6 protein-coding genes are annotated in these 15,204 nt (G+C 47.5%); 3 read left to right on the top strand and 3 right to left on the bottom strand.

The features are described from left to right. Positions 1-4: 4 nt before the first annotated feature. From OCU35_RS11140 to OCU35_RS11150, 3 genes are all read right to left on the bottom strand, one after another. On the bottom strand, positions 5-469 hold the full coding sequence (locus OCU35_RS11140; RefSeq protein WP_017026868.1) for a hypothetical protein: 465 nt from the start codon (positions 467-469) through the stop codon (positions 5-7). 50 nt (positions 470-519) lie between these two features. After that, positions 520-2,889: an aerobic respiration two-component sensor histidine kinase ArcB gene (gene arcB, locus OCU35_RS11145; RefSeq protein ID WP_102322201.1), complete on the bottom strand. Its 2,370-nt coding sequence runs from the start codon at positions 2,887-2,889 to the stop codon at positions 520-522. Positions 2,890-2,975: 86 nt separating this feature from the next. Beyond that, positions 2,976-3,914, bottom strand: a complete 939-nt coding sequence (locus OCU35_RS11150) for a TIGR01212 family radical SAM protein (protein WP_261825367.1) — start codon at positions 3,912-3,914, stop codon at positions 2,976-2,978. A gap of 522 nt (positions 3,915-4,436) precedes the next feature. On the opposite strand from OCU35_RS11150, the gene gltB (OCU35_RS11155) reads away from it, so the two are divergent. From gltB (OCU35_RS11155) to gltB (OCU35_RS11165), 3 genes are all read left to right on the top strand, one after another. Beyond that, entirely contained in the window at positions 4,437-8,978 is a 4,542-nt protein-coding gene (gltB, locus tag OCU35_RS11155) for a glutamate synthase large subunit (RefSeq protein WP_065209465.1), read from the top strand. Between the two features lie 2 nt (positions 8,979-8,980). Further along, positions 8,981-10,450 carry a glutamate synthase subunit beta gene (locus tag OCU35_RS11160; protein WP_065209464.1) on the top strand — a complete coding sequence of 490 codons (1,470 nt, stop codon included), beginning with the start codon at positions 8,981-8,983 and terminating at the stop codon, positions 10,448-10,450. Between the two features lie 270 nt (positions 10,451-10,720). Beyond that, positions 10,721-15,184 carry a glutamate synthase large subunit gene (gene gltB, locus OCU35_RS11165; protein ID WP_261825368.1) on the top strand — a complete coding sequence of 1,488 codons (4,464 nt, stop codon included), beginning with the start codon at positions 10,721-10,723 and terminating at the stop codon, positions 15,182-15,184. Positions 15,185-15,204: the final 20 nt, after the last annotated feature.

A 15,204-nucleotide genomic window follows, 5' to 3' on the forward strand; every position in this document is an offset into this window, starting at 1 on the left:
TAAGCTAGTAAACCGTATCCACATCAACGGACTTTTCCACCAGCCAGATTTTCTGAACGTCGCTCTCCAGCTCTACCGCCACGTCAGCAGACTCAAAGCTACCGTCGTAGTATTCCATCTGTTTAAATGAAATCTTCCACTGTTTTTCAGTAACCGCTTCTACATCAAAAGCATCAGCGTCAATTTGTAGCGCTTCACCATTGTGTCTAATCCAGATAGAAGTCACACCCAAATCCGCTGGAATGGCGTCATTTGACGTCAAGATTAAACTGCCATGCAGTGGAATAGAATGCGCCTCGTCAAAGGTCGGCATTTTGTTGCCCCACATCGTTGATTCAAGTGTCACGCTGGTTTGCTCAACCTGTGCTGTAGGTGCAGCTTCCATCCAAGGCACTTCTTCACCAGTAGAGGCGCAACCAAACAATAACGCAGAACTGAGTAATACTGTTCCTAATACTTTAACTCTCATGGCTGACTCCTGTACGTAAACCATTATGAATGTATTTGATTATAAACCTATTATTTATCAAACTCTTGCTCAATCCAATCTTTAAGAACATCTATATCCGATAGATAACTTGTTTTTATCTCATCGATCCAATCATTGATGTTCTCCCACCATGCAGGCAATTCTGGTGACTGAGCTTGTTGAGCGACCATTTGAATACGCTTGAGTCCAACCGATCCTGCTGCACCTTTAATTTTATGCGCTTCAGAGACAATGGCCTCTTGATCCCTTGCCACCAAGTTGGAATCCAAGATAGCGACATATTCCGGCATCATCTCTTTGAACAGCTGTACGCTATCCAATACCGGCTTTTTACCGACAATCTCGATATAAGAGGTGAGCATCTCTTTATCAACCAGCTCATCTGTTACCACTTTCTCTACAGTAGAGTCTTCGAGTACAGACTTTGTGGCGTGGGTTTTTTCATCGACGCTTTGATCATCTAAATAGCAAAGCTTCTTCAATATTTTTCGCAGCGCTTTTGCTGACAACGGCTTGCTAATAGCATCCTGCATACCCGCTTCACGATAAGCAGTTTTATCCTTCACAAGGTTAGCTGTTAGCGCAACGATAGGAGGCAGGTTTGTATAGCGACTTTGTAGCTCTTTAGCGATATCAAACCCTGTCATATCCGGCAATTGTATATCCAGCAGCACGATGTCGTATTTGGTGGGTTCAAACTTACTCAAAGCTTCTTTGCCTGTCATTGCCACATCAACCGAATGGCCAAAGCTATTGATCAACGAGCGCGCCACAGTGATATTGAGTTCAATGTCCTCAATCATAAAGATAGAAAGGGGACGTTGCAGAGGCTCAGGGTTTTCAACAACCTCGGTGATACCTTTACCGCGAGGCACAGTTATCTCAACAGTAAAGGTACTGCCATGCCCCAATTCACTATTTGCGTAGATATCACCACCCATTTTTCGAATCAAGGATTGAGAAACAGCTAGGCCAATGCCAGTGCCCACCGCGTGCAAATTCCCTTCTTCTGACTTCACTTGATAATACATAGCAAAGATCTTCTCAAGTTCTGACTCAGGGATCCCGACACCGGTATCTTCTATTTCAAAGCGGATGGCTATTTGGTTATCTTCTGTAGCATCAGCACTCACATTGACGAAGACCCCCCCCTCAGCGGTAAACTTCATCGCGTTGCTTATTAGGTTCCACAACACTTGGCGCAGCCGTGTAGCATCAACAACAACGCTATCGGGCATATCCGTCAATCTTTCTAACTCAAACCTTAAGCTTTTTTGTTCTGCCATAAGGCGCGATAAGCTATCCAGTTCAGTAACAAAATCATTAAAATTCAGCTCTGATGGCACAAGCTCCAGTTTATTGCGGTCGAACTTATCGATATCGATGATATCGTTAAAGATATGCCCCAGTGTAATCGCACTGACATTGATGGTTTGCATATACTGGCGCTGTTCTTTATCGAGACTGGTGCCCAACAGCATTCTACTAAGACCGACAATGCCGTTCAGTGGCGTTCTCAACTCATGACTAATGGTAGAGATAAAGGTAGTTTTATCTCGACTCGCCTTCTCTAGAGATTTCTCGTTGAGTTTGCGCTCAGTGATATCACGACCAAAGCCCACCAAGCCAAGGTGCTGGCCATCTTTATTGAAGAATGGCACCTTACGCAGTTCAAAGTAGGCCTTTCTCCCATCAGGGTACTCGAGCCATTGCTCGTAAATGAGTTCTTCTTTGTTTTCAAACACAATCAGATCGGTTTCTACGATCTGTTGCGCGATCTCTTTTTTATAGACCTGCCACGGCGTTAGGCCGACAAGCTCTTTTTCCGTTTTGCCTGTCAGTTTTTCTACCGCTTGGTTACACCCCGAAAAGACGCCATCGGCGGTGCGGTAATAAAATAAATCCGGACAGGCATCGATAAATGAGCGAAGTAGCGCCGTTCTTTCAGAAAGGGCTATCTGGGTCACTTCTCGCTGGATCACCTCATGTTCAAGATCCAACATCGCTTGCTCTCGGGAGTCCTCAGCGGATAAGCGCTCCTTCATCTCAAGATTCAATTTATCTAGGTTCTGGGTAAGCTGATTATTCAGTTCGAGGTCTCGCTCTCGCATATCGCTGAGTTTAGATACCAGTTTTGAGAGGCGACGGCGAGACTCTTCAAGCTGCTCAACCACTATCGAAATAAAGTACACCGCCCAAGGCGTCATGATCAGACCAAAAGCGAGGGAGCGAAGCATGTGCTTATACTCAAACTCTTCTGCTAAGACCCAACTAATGCCTAGCTGTACAAAGATCGCCAAAGTGATCAATGCAACGGCAATGAGAAAAGAGAATCGATAGATCCCGAGTTTTACCAGAAGGTCGACGTAGTATTGTGAGTAGGTTTTCAGTTGTTTCATCAAGCAGTCCAATTGCTGTAACTGCTTGTAGTCTATCTTGCCTAACCGTAAAAGTAAGTAAGGCAAGAGAGTAATTTAGAGGTAAGTTAACTCAATACCGGCTTAGTGTAGATGAAGGGTTGGTCAATAAGAGAGCCCTGCGCACCATCGCGATCCAAGGCTCGCCCTATTTCGGTCATCGCTAACCAGCGGTTTTCGCACCATAATGGGGATAACAAAGTAGGCCTGCGCGCAGCCGAAGAGACACGATGATAAACCACCTCTGGAGGTGTCATTCGAATCAATTCCGACGCAATATCAACGTAAACTTCTAGCTCTGGAGCTTCAAGTTTTCCCGCCTTCCATGCCTTGGCCATGGTACTGCCTTCCACAATATGTAAGCCGTGCAGCTTGATACCATCAGTGCCGACTTCGAGCACTTTTTGTAGGGTTTCAATGTTGTCTTGCTTGGTCTCTTTAGGCAGGCCCACAATCAAGTGCGTACATACCTTAATGCCATTTTCACGGGCTTTCTTGGTGATCTCTGCATAGCATTCGAAGTCATGACCACGATTAATACGCTTTAGCGTACCGTTGTTTGCAGTTTGCAGACCCAACTCCAGCCAGATTTCATAACCTTTTTGCTTGTACTCCACCAGCAGGTCCATCACCGCATCAGGAACACAGTCTGGGCGTGTTCCAACACAAAGCCCCACGATATCGGCAGACTCTAGGGCTTCTTCATACATGTTTCTAAGGACCTGAACCTCAGCAAAGGTATTGGTATACGCCTGAAAGTACGCAAAGTACTTCTTAGCGCGCTTAATTTCTTTGGAGCGATCGCTCAGTTGAACTTGGATTGCTTGTACTTGTGTCGCTTCATCGACAAATGAGGAGACATTACAGAACGTGCAGCCACCACGGCCAATCGTGCCATCGCGATTGGGACAGCTAAAACCACCATGAAGAGTCAGTTTATGCACCTTTTCGCCGTAACGACGTTGAAGGTCCTGACCTAAGGTATTGACGAGTTCATGTAACTGCATTGGAGTATTAACCTGTAAAAGCGATTTATGGCCGACATCCTGTCATGAAACTAAATTACATCCCTGCAAGCAAAGGTCGCGTATTTTAGCATTTTCACTTTTTTATTTCGATGGGTATTTTTTGCACTAACTATTCACGCAAAGGGTTGCATGTGAATATAAACGCATATTTGTTAACTAAATGTAACCAATAACTGTTCATAAAAAATCCATTTTGGTGCAACTTTAGTTGGAATTAAGCTAGACAAAATTGTAGGATAGTTACAACTATCGCCTAAAATCGGCTCATTTAAAGCCTTCAATTTAGACGAATAGTCGGTCATATTCCACACCTACCTTTATAAGATTCTATTAATCAGAAGCTAAATATTGGAAATGACCAAGGAATGTTTTTCTCGCAAACTTTTCAGCGAGAGACGGAATGGAAGCAGGCTAATGCACACAATTAGCCCTTAAGAAGACAATTATAAGGAATGGCACGGGAGTACTCCCACTGCCGTATTAGATTGGAAGGATTTACCTATGTTGGATAGAGAGCAATCAGCCCAGGGTTTATATACTCCTGAATTGGAGCATGACGCTTGTGGCATCGGTTTTGTTGCTCACCTCAAAAACCGAAAATCTCATCGAGTCGTAACTCAAGCATTGGATATGCTAGCCCGTATGGAACACCGTGGTGGCCAAGGCTGTGATCCATGTTCAGGTGATGGTGCAGGTATCCTGCTTCAGAAGCCACATGAGTTTCTACTAGAAGAGACCGTTAAACTGGGCATTCGCCTGCCGTCTTTCGAGAAATACGGTGTGGGTGTCGTACTTTTCCCTCGTGATGAGTACAAACGTGCACAGTGTCGTGACATTCTAGAGCGCAACGCACAACGACTAGACCTTGAAGTTCTAGGCTATCGCGTTCTACCTACTGATAACTCTATGCTGGGTGCCGACCCATTAAGCACTGAGCCTCAATTCGAACACGTATTCATTACAGGTGGCCCAAGCACAACACCTGAAGAGCTTGAAAGAAAGCTGTACGTTCTGCGTAACTATACTGTTCGAGTATGTCTGGAAAGTGTTTCTAACATTGGCGATGACTTCTACATCAACTCACTGTCTTATAAGACATTGGTTTATAAAGGTCAGCTAACCACAGAGCAAGTACCTCAGTACTTCCTTGACCTACAAAACCCAACCATGGTGACAGCACTTGCCTTGGTACACTCACGCTTCTCAACCAATACCTTCCCAAGATGGCGTCTGGCTCAGCCTTTCCGCTATATTGCGCACAATGGTGAGATCAACACAGTTCGCGGTAACCTGAACTGGATGAAGGCGCGTGAAGCGATTCTTGAATCGGATCTATTCAGCCAAGCTGAAATCGACATGCTTCTACCTATCTGTCAAGAAGGTAGCTCAGATTCATCCAACTTCGATATGGCTCTAGAGCTTCTAGTGCTATCCGGCCGTACTCTTCCACATGCTCTGATGATGCTAATCCCAGAAGCATGGCAAGAGAACAAGAACATGGACCCTAAGCGTCGTGCTTTCTATCAGTATCACGCAAACATCATGGAACCATGGGACGGCCCTGCATCAGTATGTTTTACTGATGGTGTTCAAGTAGGTGCAACACTAGACCGTAACGGTCTGCGCCCTTCTCGCTACACAGTGACTAAAGATGACTTCCTAGTAATGGCATCAGAGTCTGGCGTAGTAGAAATTGAACCAGAAAACGTTGAATTCCGTGGTCGCCTGCAACCTGGTCGTATCTTCGTTGCCGATCTAGAACAAGGTCGCATCATCTCTGATGAAGAAGTGAAAGATTCAATCTCAAACGCTCAGCCGTATGAGAAGTGGGTTGAAGAAAACCTATTGAGCCTGAAAAAACTGCCAGATGCAGAAAACGAATTCAATCAACCTTCTCCTGATCGCCTACTGCACAAGCAGCAAGCATTCGGTGTTAGCTCTGAAGAAGTCAACGAAATCATTGTACCAATGGCAAAAGAAGGCAAAGAGCCTCTTTCTGCTATGGGTGCTGACTGGCCGCTAGCCGTGCTATCGCATCAGTCACAACATCTCTCTAACTACTTTAAGCAGTTGTTCGCTCAGGTAACCAACCCGCCAATCGATCCAATTCGTGAGCGCATGGTTATGTCTTTGAATACTTACCTTGGTGAGGATCATAACCTACTGACTGAAACGCCTGAACACTGTCAAAAAGTAGAGCTTGAGTCTCCGGTTCTATCGAACTCTGAACTAGAGAAACTGCGTGCTATCGATAACGAGCACCTGCAAGCTAAAACTCTGGATATCGTATTCCAAGCAGGCGAAGACAAAGGCAAGCTAGAGCGCGCCCTAAAACGTATCTGCCAATACGCTGAAGATGCGGTAGTCGATGGCTACTCAATCATCCTTCTGACTGACCGTGCCGTGAACTCGAACCATGCCGCAATCCCTGCGATGCTGGCAGTGGGCGCAGTACACCACCATCTAATTCGTAAAGGTCTACGTGCTAAGTGTGACATTGTGGTTGAGACGGGCGACGCTCGCGAAACGCACCACTTTGCAACGCTGATCGGTTACGGTGCTAACGCAATTAACCCTTACCTAGTTATTGAAACTATGGTTGATCTGCAACGCACGAAGAAGCTCGACCCAGAAGCGCACATTAAAGACCTATTCGAGAACTACCGTAAGGGCGTCAATGGCGGTCTACTGAAGATCTTCTCTAAAATGGGTATCTCAACACTGCAGTCTTACCACGGCGCTCAAATCTTTGAAGCACTCGGTATCAGCAAATCTGTTGTTGATAAGTACTTCACGGGTACGGTTTCTCGTATTCAGGGTCTAACTATTGATGACATCGCTAAAGAAGTGATGGTTCGTCACCGTATCGGCTACCCGACGCGTGAGATCCCAGTACAGTTACTTGATGTCGGAGGTGTTTATCAGTGGAAACAGCGTGGTGAAAAACACCTGTTTAACCCTGAAACCATCTCATTGCTACAGCAGTCAACTCGCGACAAAGACTTTGCACAGTTTAAGCAATACACCCAAGCGGTTGATAGCCAAGGTGATAACGCTGCCACTTTGCGTAGCCAGTTGGACTTTGTTAAGAACCCAGCAGGTTCTATCCCAATTGAAGAAGTAGAACCAATCGAAAGCATCCTGAAGCGCTTTGCGACAGGTGCTATGTCATTTGGCTCTATCTCTTACGAGGCGCACTCTACCCTTGCTGTTGCTATGAACCGCATCGGTGCAAAATCAAACTCAGGTGAAGGTGGCGAAGACCCATCTCGTTTTGAGCGCAAAGAGAACGGTGATTGGGAACGCTCTGCTATCAAGCAGGTGGCGTCAGGCCGCTTCGGTGTAACCTCTTACTACCTGACCAACTCTGACGAAGTTCAGATCAAGATGGCGCAGGGTGCTAAGCCAGGCGAAGGTGGTCAGCTACCGGGCGATAAAGTCGATGACTGGATCGGTGCAACCCGTCACTCCACTCCAGGAGTTGGCTTAATTTCACCACCGCCACACCACGATATCTACTCAATCGAAGATTTGGCTCAGCTGATCTACGATTTGAAGAACGCAAACCGTGCTGGCCGCGTTAACGTGAAGCTAGTATCAGAAGCGGGTGTAGGTACGATCGCATCAGGTGTAGCGAAAGCGAAAGCCGACGTGGTTCTTATTGCTGGCTTTGATGGCGGCACAGGTGCATCGCCAATGTCGTCTATCCGTCACACTGGTTTGCCGTGGGAGCTAGGTCTAGCTGAAACTCACCAAACACTACTGAAGAACGGTCTACGTAACCGTATCGTTGTTCAGTCTGATGGCCAAATGAAAACTCCTCGTGACCTTGCAGTGGCAACACTACTTGGCGCTGAAGAGTGGGGTGTAGCAACCGCAGCATTAGTAGTTGAAGGCTGTATCATGATGCGTAAGTGTCATAAAAACACCTGTCCTGTTGGCATCGCAACTCAAAACAAAACTCTGCGTGAGCGCTTTGATGGCCGCGTAGAAGACGTTGTGACCTTCTTCCAATACATGGCTGAAGGCATGCGTGAAATCATGGCTGAGCTTGGCTTCCGCACTATCGAAGAGATGGTTGGTCAGTCTCACAAACTAAAAGTTCGTGAAGATATCGCACACTGGAAATACAAGAACCTAGATTTGACGCCAGTTCTACACGTAGAACCAGCGCGTGCAGAAGACGGCGTATTTAACCAGATTGAGCAAAACCATAATCTTGAAGATGTATTGGACCGCAAACTTATCCAAACGGCGATTCCTGCTCTAGAGAATGGTGCTGCTGTTGAGGCTGAATTCCCAATCATCAACACCGACCGAAGCGTAGGCACCATGTTGTCTAACGAAATCTCGAAGGTGTACAAAGACCAAGGCCTACCTGAACCAATGAAAGTTAAGTTCAACGGTAGTGCAGGCCAGTCATTCGGTGCGTTCCTTGCTAAGGGCGTGAAGTTTGAGGTTGAGGGCGATGCGAACGATTACTGGGGTAAAGGCCTATCTGGCGGTACGCTAGTACTCTATCCAGATGCTAACTCAAGCATCATTCCTGAAGACAACATTGTTGTGGGCAACGTTTGTTTCTACGGTGCAACTTCAGGTGAGTCTTACATCCGTGGTCTAGCTGGCGAGCGCTTCTGTGTTCGTAACTCGGGCGCGAAAGTGGTTGTTGAAGGTATCGGCGACCATGGTTGTGAATACATGACAGGTGGTGTAGCTGTAATCCTTGGCTCAACAGGTCGTAACTTTGCTGCTGGTATGAGTGGCGGTGTGGCGTACGTTTGGGATAAAGGTGGCGATTTTGAAAGCAAGCTTAACGCTGAGCTTGTAGACCTAGACCCTATCGAAGCAGAAGACAAAGCTCTGCTACTCGATATGCTAACTAAACATGTTCAATTCACAGGAAGTGAGGTTGCTCAGTCTTTCCTAGACAACTTTGAAGTGAGCTTGCAGTCAATGGTGAAAGTAATGCCACGTGACTACAAAGCGGTTCTTCAGAAGCGTAAGGCAGTCGCTGAGCAACAAACAGAAGCGGAGGCAGTTTAATCATGGGTAAGCCTACTGGATTTATGGAGCACGGTCGTGAGCTTCCACAAAAACGCGACCCATCTGTTCGTATCGAGGACAACAAAGAGTTTGTACTCAACGAAGAGTTCGGCAAAAAGATCAATACTCAGGCATCACGTTGTATGGACTGTGGCGTACCTTTCTGCCACAGCGGTTGCCCAATCGGCAACATCATTCCTGAGTTCAACGATGCGGTTTACCGTGACAGCTGGGAAGAAGCTTGGAACATTCTAAGCTCTACTAACAACTTCCCAGAGTTTACGGGCCGTGTCTGTCCGTCTCCGTGTGAAACAGCCTGTGTATTAGGGATCAACCAAGACCCTATTACTATCTGTAACATCGAGAAGACGATTGTTGAGCGTGCCTACAAAGAAGGCTATGCCAAGCCTAAGAAGCCTCGTGCTCGCACAGGCAAGAGCATTGCAATCATTGGTAGTGGTCCTGCGGGTCTATCCGCGGCTGAGCAGCTAAACAGTGCTGGTCACTGCGTGACGGTATTTGAACGTGACGAGAAAGTGGGTGGTCTACTGCGTTTTGGTATCCCTGACTTTAAACTAGGCATGGACATCATCGACCGTAAGATTGACCTTATGGCTGAAGCTGGTGTGAAGTTCGAAGTGAACGCTCACATTGGTGTTGATATCAACGCTCAGCAATTACGCCAAGACTTTGACGTTGTGTTGCTGACCGGTGGTTCGACTGTACCGCGTGATCTTCCGATCCCAGGTCGCGAACTATCAGGCGTTCATTTCGCTATGGAGTTCTTAGGTCAAAACAACCGTCGCGCTAACGATATGGACCTAAAGGGTGAAGAAATTCACGCGGCAGGCAAACATGTTGTGGTTATCGGTGGTGGTGATACGGGTTCTGACTGTGTAGGTACCTCTAACCGCCATAAAGCGGCGAGCATCACTCAGGTTGAGATCATGCCGATCCCACCAGAGAAACGCCCTGCTAACATGCCATGGCCGCAATACCCAATGATCATGAAAACAACCACTTCTCACGAAGAAGGCTGTGAGCGTCATTGGAACATCCTAACCAAAGAATTTATCAGTAACGATAAGGGTGAGGTAACAGGTCTACGTATTGCTGATATCGTTTGGCAAGATGCAGCTCCTGGTGAGCGTCCATCATTTAAAGAAGTGGCAGGCAGTGAGCGTGTGATCCCTTGTGATTTGGCGTTCCTAGCAATGGGCTTCTTGCATCCAGAGCCAACGGGCGTTTTAGCTCAGTTGGACATTAAACTGGATGACCGAGGCAATGTCGCAAGCGAAGGCTTTGCAACAAACCAAAAAGGGGTATTTGCTGCCGGTGATATGCGCACAGGGCAGTCTTTAGTTGTTCGCTGTATCAACGAAGGCCGCGAGAGCGCAATCGCAATCGACAAATACCTAATGCAAAACTCTAACCTTGAAGCTAAAGCTGATTCTTTAATGCTTGCTGAATAGTTAGACAGTTAAAAATTTCAATCTTTGGCCAGCCGTAACAACGCTGGCCTTTTTTATATCTCGCGTAAACTGCCTCACATCACCCTACTTCTGCATCGTTCACTCCTTGACCTTTTTCCGTTTTGGATTTAATTTGTCAAACCCATGCAAAAAAAATGTATCCATAATGTGACATATTTAACCAACTAGAATGAACAGTTATTGAGTCGATTGGTATAGATATTCAATGGAGATGTCATTGCTAAGGCAATGAGCAAAAGGAGTAATGCGATGGCTTTGTATGATCCGAGCTTAGAAAGAGACAACTGTGGATTTGGATTAATCGCCCATATGGAAGGCGAGGCAAGTCATAAATTAGTACGCACAGCCATATCAGCACTGGATAGAATGACCCACCGTGGTGGTATTGCCGCCGATGGTAAAACGGGTGATGGTTGTGGACTGTTGCTGCAAAAACCCGATTCTTACTTCCGTATGATTGCCCAAGAGCAACAATGGAACCTAGGTAAGCAATATGCCGTAGGCATGTTTTTCTTAAGCCGCGATCCTGTTATCAGTCAGCAATGCAAAGCGGCCATCAATAAAGAACTAGGACAAGAGACACTATCAGTCGAAGGCTGGCGAACCGTACCAACCAATAGCGATGTGTTGGGTCCTATTGCATTAGAATCCCTACCCTCTATTGAGCAAGTGTTTGTTTCTGCACCTGCGGGCTGGAGCGAGAAAGACATTGAGCGCCGTCTATATATAGCGCGACGCCGAATTGAGAAAGCACTCTCTGAGCAACAAGACTTCTATATCTGTAGCCTTTCAACCAAGGTGATCGTGTATAAAGGGCTGTGCATGCCCGCGGATCTACCGCGCTTCTACCTTGATCTAGCGGATCTTCGCCTTGAGTCTGCGATCTGTTTATTCCACCAGCGTTTCTCGACCAATACTCAGCCTCGCTGGCCACTGGCACAGCCGTTTCGCTACCTTGCTCACAATGGCGAGATCAACACCATTCAAGGAAACAGGCAGTGGGCGAAAGCTCGAGCCTACAAGTTCTCTTCACCATTGCTGCCCGATCTGCAAACCGCCGCTCCATTTGTCAATGAAACAGGATCTGATTCATCAAGCCTAGATAATATGCTTGATCTCTTCCTCGCTGGCGGCATGGATATCTTTAGGGCCATGCGTATGCTCGTGCCACCTGCGTGGCAAAACCACCCAGATATGGATCCTGACTTACGTGCTTTCTATGATTTCAACTCTAAGCATATGGAACCTTGGGATGGGCCTGCAGGTATTGTGTTGTCGAATGGACGCTACGCAGCCTGTAACTTAGACCGAAATGGCCTGCGTCCTGCGCGATACGTCATCACTAAAGACAAGCTGATCACCCTAGCATCAGAGGTTGGGATCTGGGATTACGCGCCGGACGAGGTGTCTGAAAAAGGACGAGTTGGTCCTGGCGAACTGCTGGTTGTCGATACCAAAGAAGGCAAGCTGTGGCACTCCGACGAAATCGATAACGACTTAAAGAGTCGCCACCCTTATCGCGAATGGATGGAGAACAACGTTCATAAGCTCACCCCTTTCTCTGACTTGAGCAGTGATGAAATCGGACAGCGTAGCCTGAGCAATGACGAGCTTAAGACCTACCAAAAGCAATTCGCCTTCAGCCGAGAAGAGCGAGAGCAAGTTCTTAAGGTTCTCGGTGACATGGGCCAAGAGGCGGTTGGTTCTATGGGGGATGATACGCCGATGGCGGTGCTCTCTTCACGCGAGCGCCTAGTGACCGATTATTTTAGACAGAAGTTTGCTCAGGTCACCAACCCTCCTATAGACCCACTACGTGAAAAACACGTCATGTCTCTTGCCACAAGTGTCGGTAAAGAGATGAATGTCTTTAACGAGACCGATGGGCACGCATATCGAGTGACCTTTGATTCTCCTGTGTTGCTCTACTCTGACATGCAACAACTGCTGGAGCTGAATCAGAAACATTATAAGCATCAGTACTTTAATCTATGCTACTCACCAGATGAGCTTTCTCTAGAGCAAGCCATCAGAGCCCTATGTGATGCCTCAGAGCAAGCGGTGCGTGATGGCGCGGTGCTACTAGTGCTATCCGATAGAAACCTAGAAAAAGGTAAGCTGCCTATACCTGCTGCTATGGCAGTGGGCGCAGTACAAAACCGATTGGTAGAAGCGCAATTGCGCTGTGATACCAATATCATCGTTAAAACCGCCACCGCTCGCGACCCTCACCAGTTTGCGGTTCTATTTGGCTTTGGCGCAACCGCCGTTTATCCATACCTCGCCTACGAAATACTGGCAGAGCAAATCGATAACGGTGGCATCGATAAGCCGTATGCCGAGGTCATGCTTAACTATCGTAAGGGTATAGATAAGGGGCTGTTTAAGATCATGTCGAAGATGGGCATTTCGACCATTGCCTCTTACCGCTGCTCACAACTATTTGAAGCCGTTGGTCTGCATCAAGACATCATTGAGCTGTGCTTTAAAGGTGTCAGTAGCCGTATTCAAGGCGCTCACTTCGATGACTTCCAACAAGACCTATTTAACCTATCTCGAAAAGCGTGGGCGAAACGTAAAGATATCGAACATGGTGGCCTACTAAAATATGTTCACGGTGGTGAGTATCATACCTACAACCCTGACGTCGTTAGCCAACTGCAAACGGCAGTAAAAACAGGGGAAAACCAAGATTATCAAACCTACGCCAATCAGGTAAATCAGCGCCCAGTCTCGACTTTGCGTGATTTAATGCAGCTCAAGAAAGCCCCGCAACCTTTGGCTAGTGAGCAAGTTGAACCCGCTAAAGAGCTGTTCAAGCGCTTCGACTCCGCAGCTATGTCCATCGGCGCTCTAAGTCCTGAAGCCCACCAAGCACTGGCTCAAGCCATGAACCATCTTGGTGGCTACTCCAACTCAGGAGAAGGGGGCGAAGATCCAAGTCGCTTTGGTACCAACCGCAACTCCCGCATTAAGCAGGTCGCTTCAGGCCGCTTTGGGGTTACTCCTCATTACCTTACCAATGCAGATGTTCTGCAGATCAAGGTAGCGCAAGGAGCAAAACCCGGCGAAGGCGGTCAGTTGCCGGGTCACAAGGTGACGGCAGAAATTGCTAAATTAAGGCACTCAGTGCAAGGGGTAACCTTGATCTCCCCTCCACCTCATCACGACATTTACTCCATTGAGGATCTAGCGCAATTGATCTTTGACCTTAAGCAGGTCAATCCAGATGCCTTAGTATCGGTGAAGTTGGTTTCAGAACCGGGTGTTGGCACCATTGCCACGGGTGTGGCTAAGGCTTATGCCGACCTTATCACTATCTCAGGATACGACGGCGGCACGGCCGCTAGCCCACTGACATCTGTGAAATATGCCGGCAGTCCATGGGAACTAGGGCTTGCTGAAACTCAACAAGCACTGGTGGCGAATGGGCTTCGCCACAAGATTCGCCTGCAAGTGGATGGCGGTTTAAAAACAGGGCTAGACGTGATTAAAGGCGCAATCTTAGGCGCTGAAAGCTTTGGTTTTGGCACCGCACCAATGGTCGCAATGGGCTGTAAATTTTTGAGAATTTGCCACCTTAACAACTGTGCTACTGGCGTCGCCACTCAAGATGAAACCCTGCGTAAGGAATATTTCAAAGGCCTACCGGAAATGGTCATCAACTACTTCACTGGCCTTGCCGAAGAGGTTCGAGGTTATCTGGCTGAACTCGGCGTAGAGAAGCTGACAGATTTGATTGGTCGCACCGACTTACTTGAGGTTGTCGAAGGCTTTACCGCTAAACAAAGTAAGCTTGATCTCAGTGATATCCTTGAGACTCCAGTCTCTCCTACGGGTGCACCTGTATTCTGGTCTGAACCGAACAAGCCGTTTGATAAGGCCTTCCTCAACCAAACTATCGTTGAAGAAGCACTGGCAGCGGTTGAAGCTAAAGCGCCGTTGAATCTCTATTATGACGTGAAGAATACCGACCGCTCTATTGGCGCTCGCCTTTCTGGTGAGATTGCCAAGCGATATGGTAATGCAGGTGTCGCAGGCTCCCCTATTTGCTTAAACCTAAACGGCACAGCAGGACAGTCTCTTGGGGTTTGGAACGCTGGAGGCGTAAACATTAAGCTCACTGGCGATGCCAACGACTACGTAGGTAAAGGCATGGCTGGCGGCAAGATTTCCATCCGACCTCACTTAGGTTCAGCCTTTGAAAGTCAGCAAGCGGCCATTATCGGTAACACCTGTTTGTACGGTGCAACGGGTGGCAAACTGTTTGCGGCAGGGAGAGCTGGAGAGCGATTTGCGGTGCGTAACTCTGGCACTATAGCAGTGGTCGAGGGTGCGGGTGACAATGCCTGCGAATATATGACCGGTGGTATTGTCGCTATCTTAGGGGCGACGGGGGTTAACTTTGGCGCAGGTATGACGGGCGGTTTCGCTTACGTATTTGACCATAACCAAGACTTCCAAGGCCGCGTAAACCAAGAGTCTGTAGAGGCTATCTCTCTTGAATCTTTGGTTATTCACCAAGAACACTTGCGTGGCTTAATTGCAGAGCATCTTGAAGAAACAGCGTCTTCTCATGCCGAAGCTATCTTGGCGAATTTTGACCATTGGATACCAAGGTTCTACCTGATCAAACCAAAGGCTGCAGATTTGAACACCTTGCTAGGGCATCAAAGCCGTAGCGCCGCTGAATTAAGGGTTCAAGCTCAGTAATGAGCTCGAAGTAAGGATAC

The organism is Vibrio breoganii (assembly GCF_024346795.1).
In the GTDB taxonomy this organism is placed as follows: domain Bacteria; phylum Pseudomonadota; class Gammaproteobacteria; order Enterobacterales; family Vibrionaceae; genus Vibrio; species Vibrio breoganii.

Bases quoted from the DNA above. Each gene is read 5' to 3' on its own strand.
- OCU35_RS11140 (WP_017026868.1), bottom strand. From the start codon at position 469: ATGAGAGTTAAAGTATTAGGAACAGTATTACTCAGTTCTGCGTTATTG.
- arcB (WP_102322201.1), bottom strand. From the start codon at position 2,889: ATGAAACAACTGAAAACCTACTCACAATACTACGTCGACCTTCTGGTA.
- OCU35_RS11150 (WP_261825367.1), bottom strand. From the start codon at position 3,914: ATGCAGTTACATGAACTCGTCAATACCTTAGGTCAGGACCTTCAACGT.
- gltB (WP_065209465.1), top strand. From the start codon at position 4,437: ATGTTGGATAGAGAGCAATCAGCCCAGGGTTTATATACTCCTGAATTG.
- OCU35_RS11160 (WP_065209464.1), top strand. From the start codon at position 8,981: ATGGGTAAGCCTACTGGATTTATGGAGCACGGTCGTGAGCTTCCACAA.
- gltB (WP_261825368.1), top strand. From the start codon at position 10,721: ATGGCTTTGTATGATCCGAGCTTAGAAAGAGACAACTGTGGATTTGGA.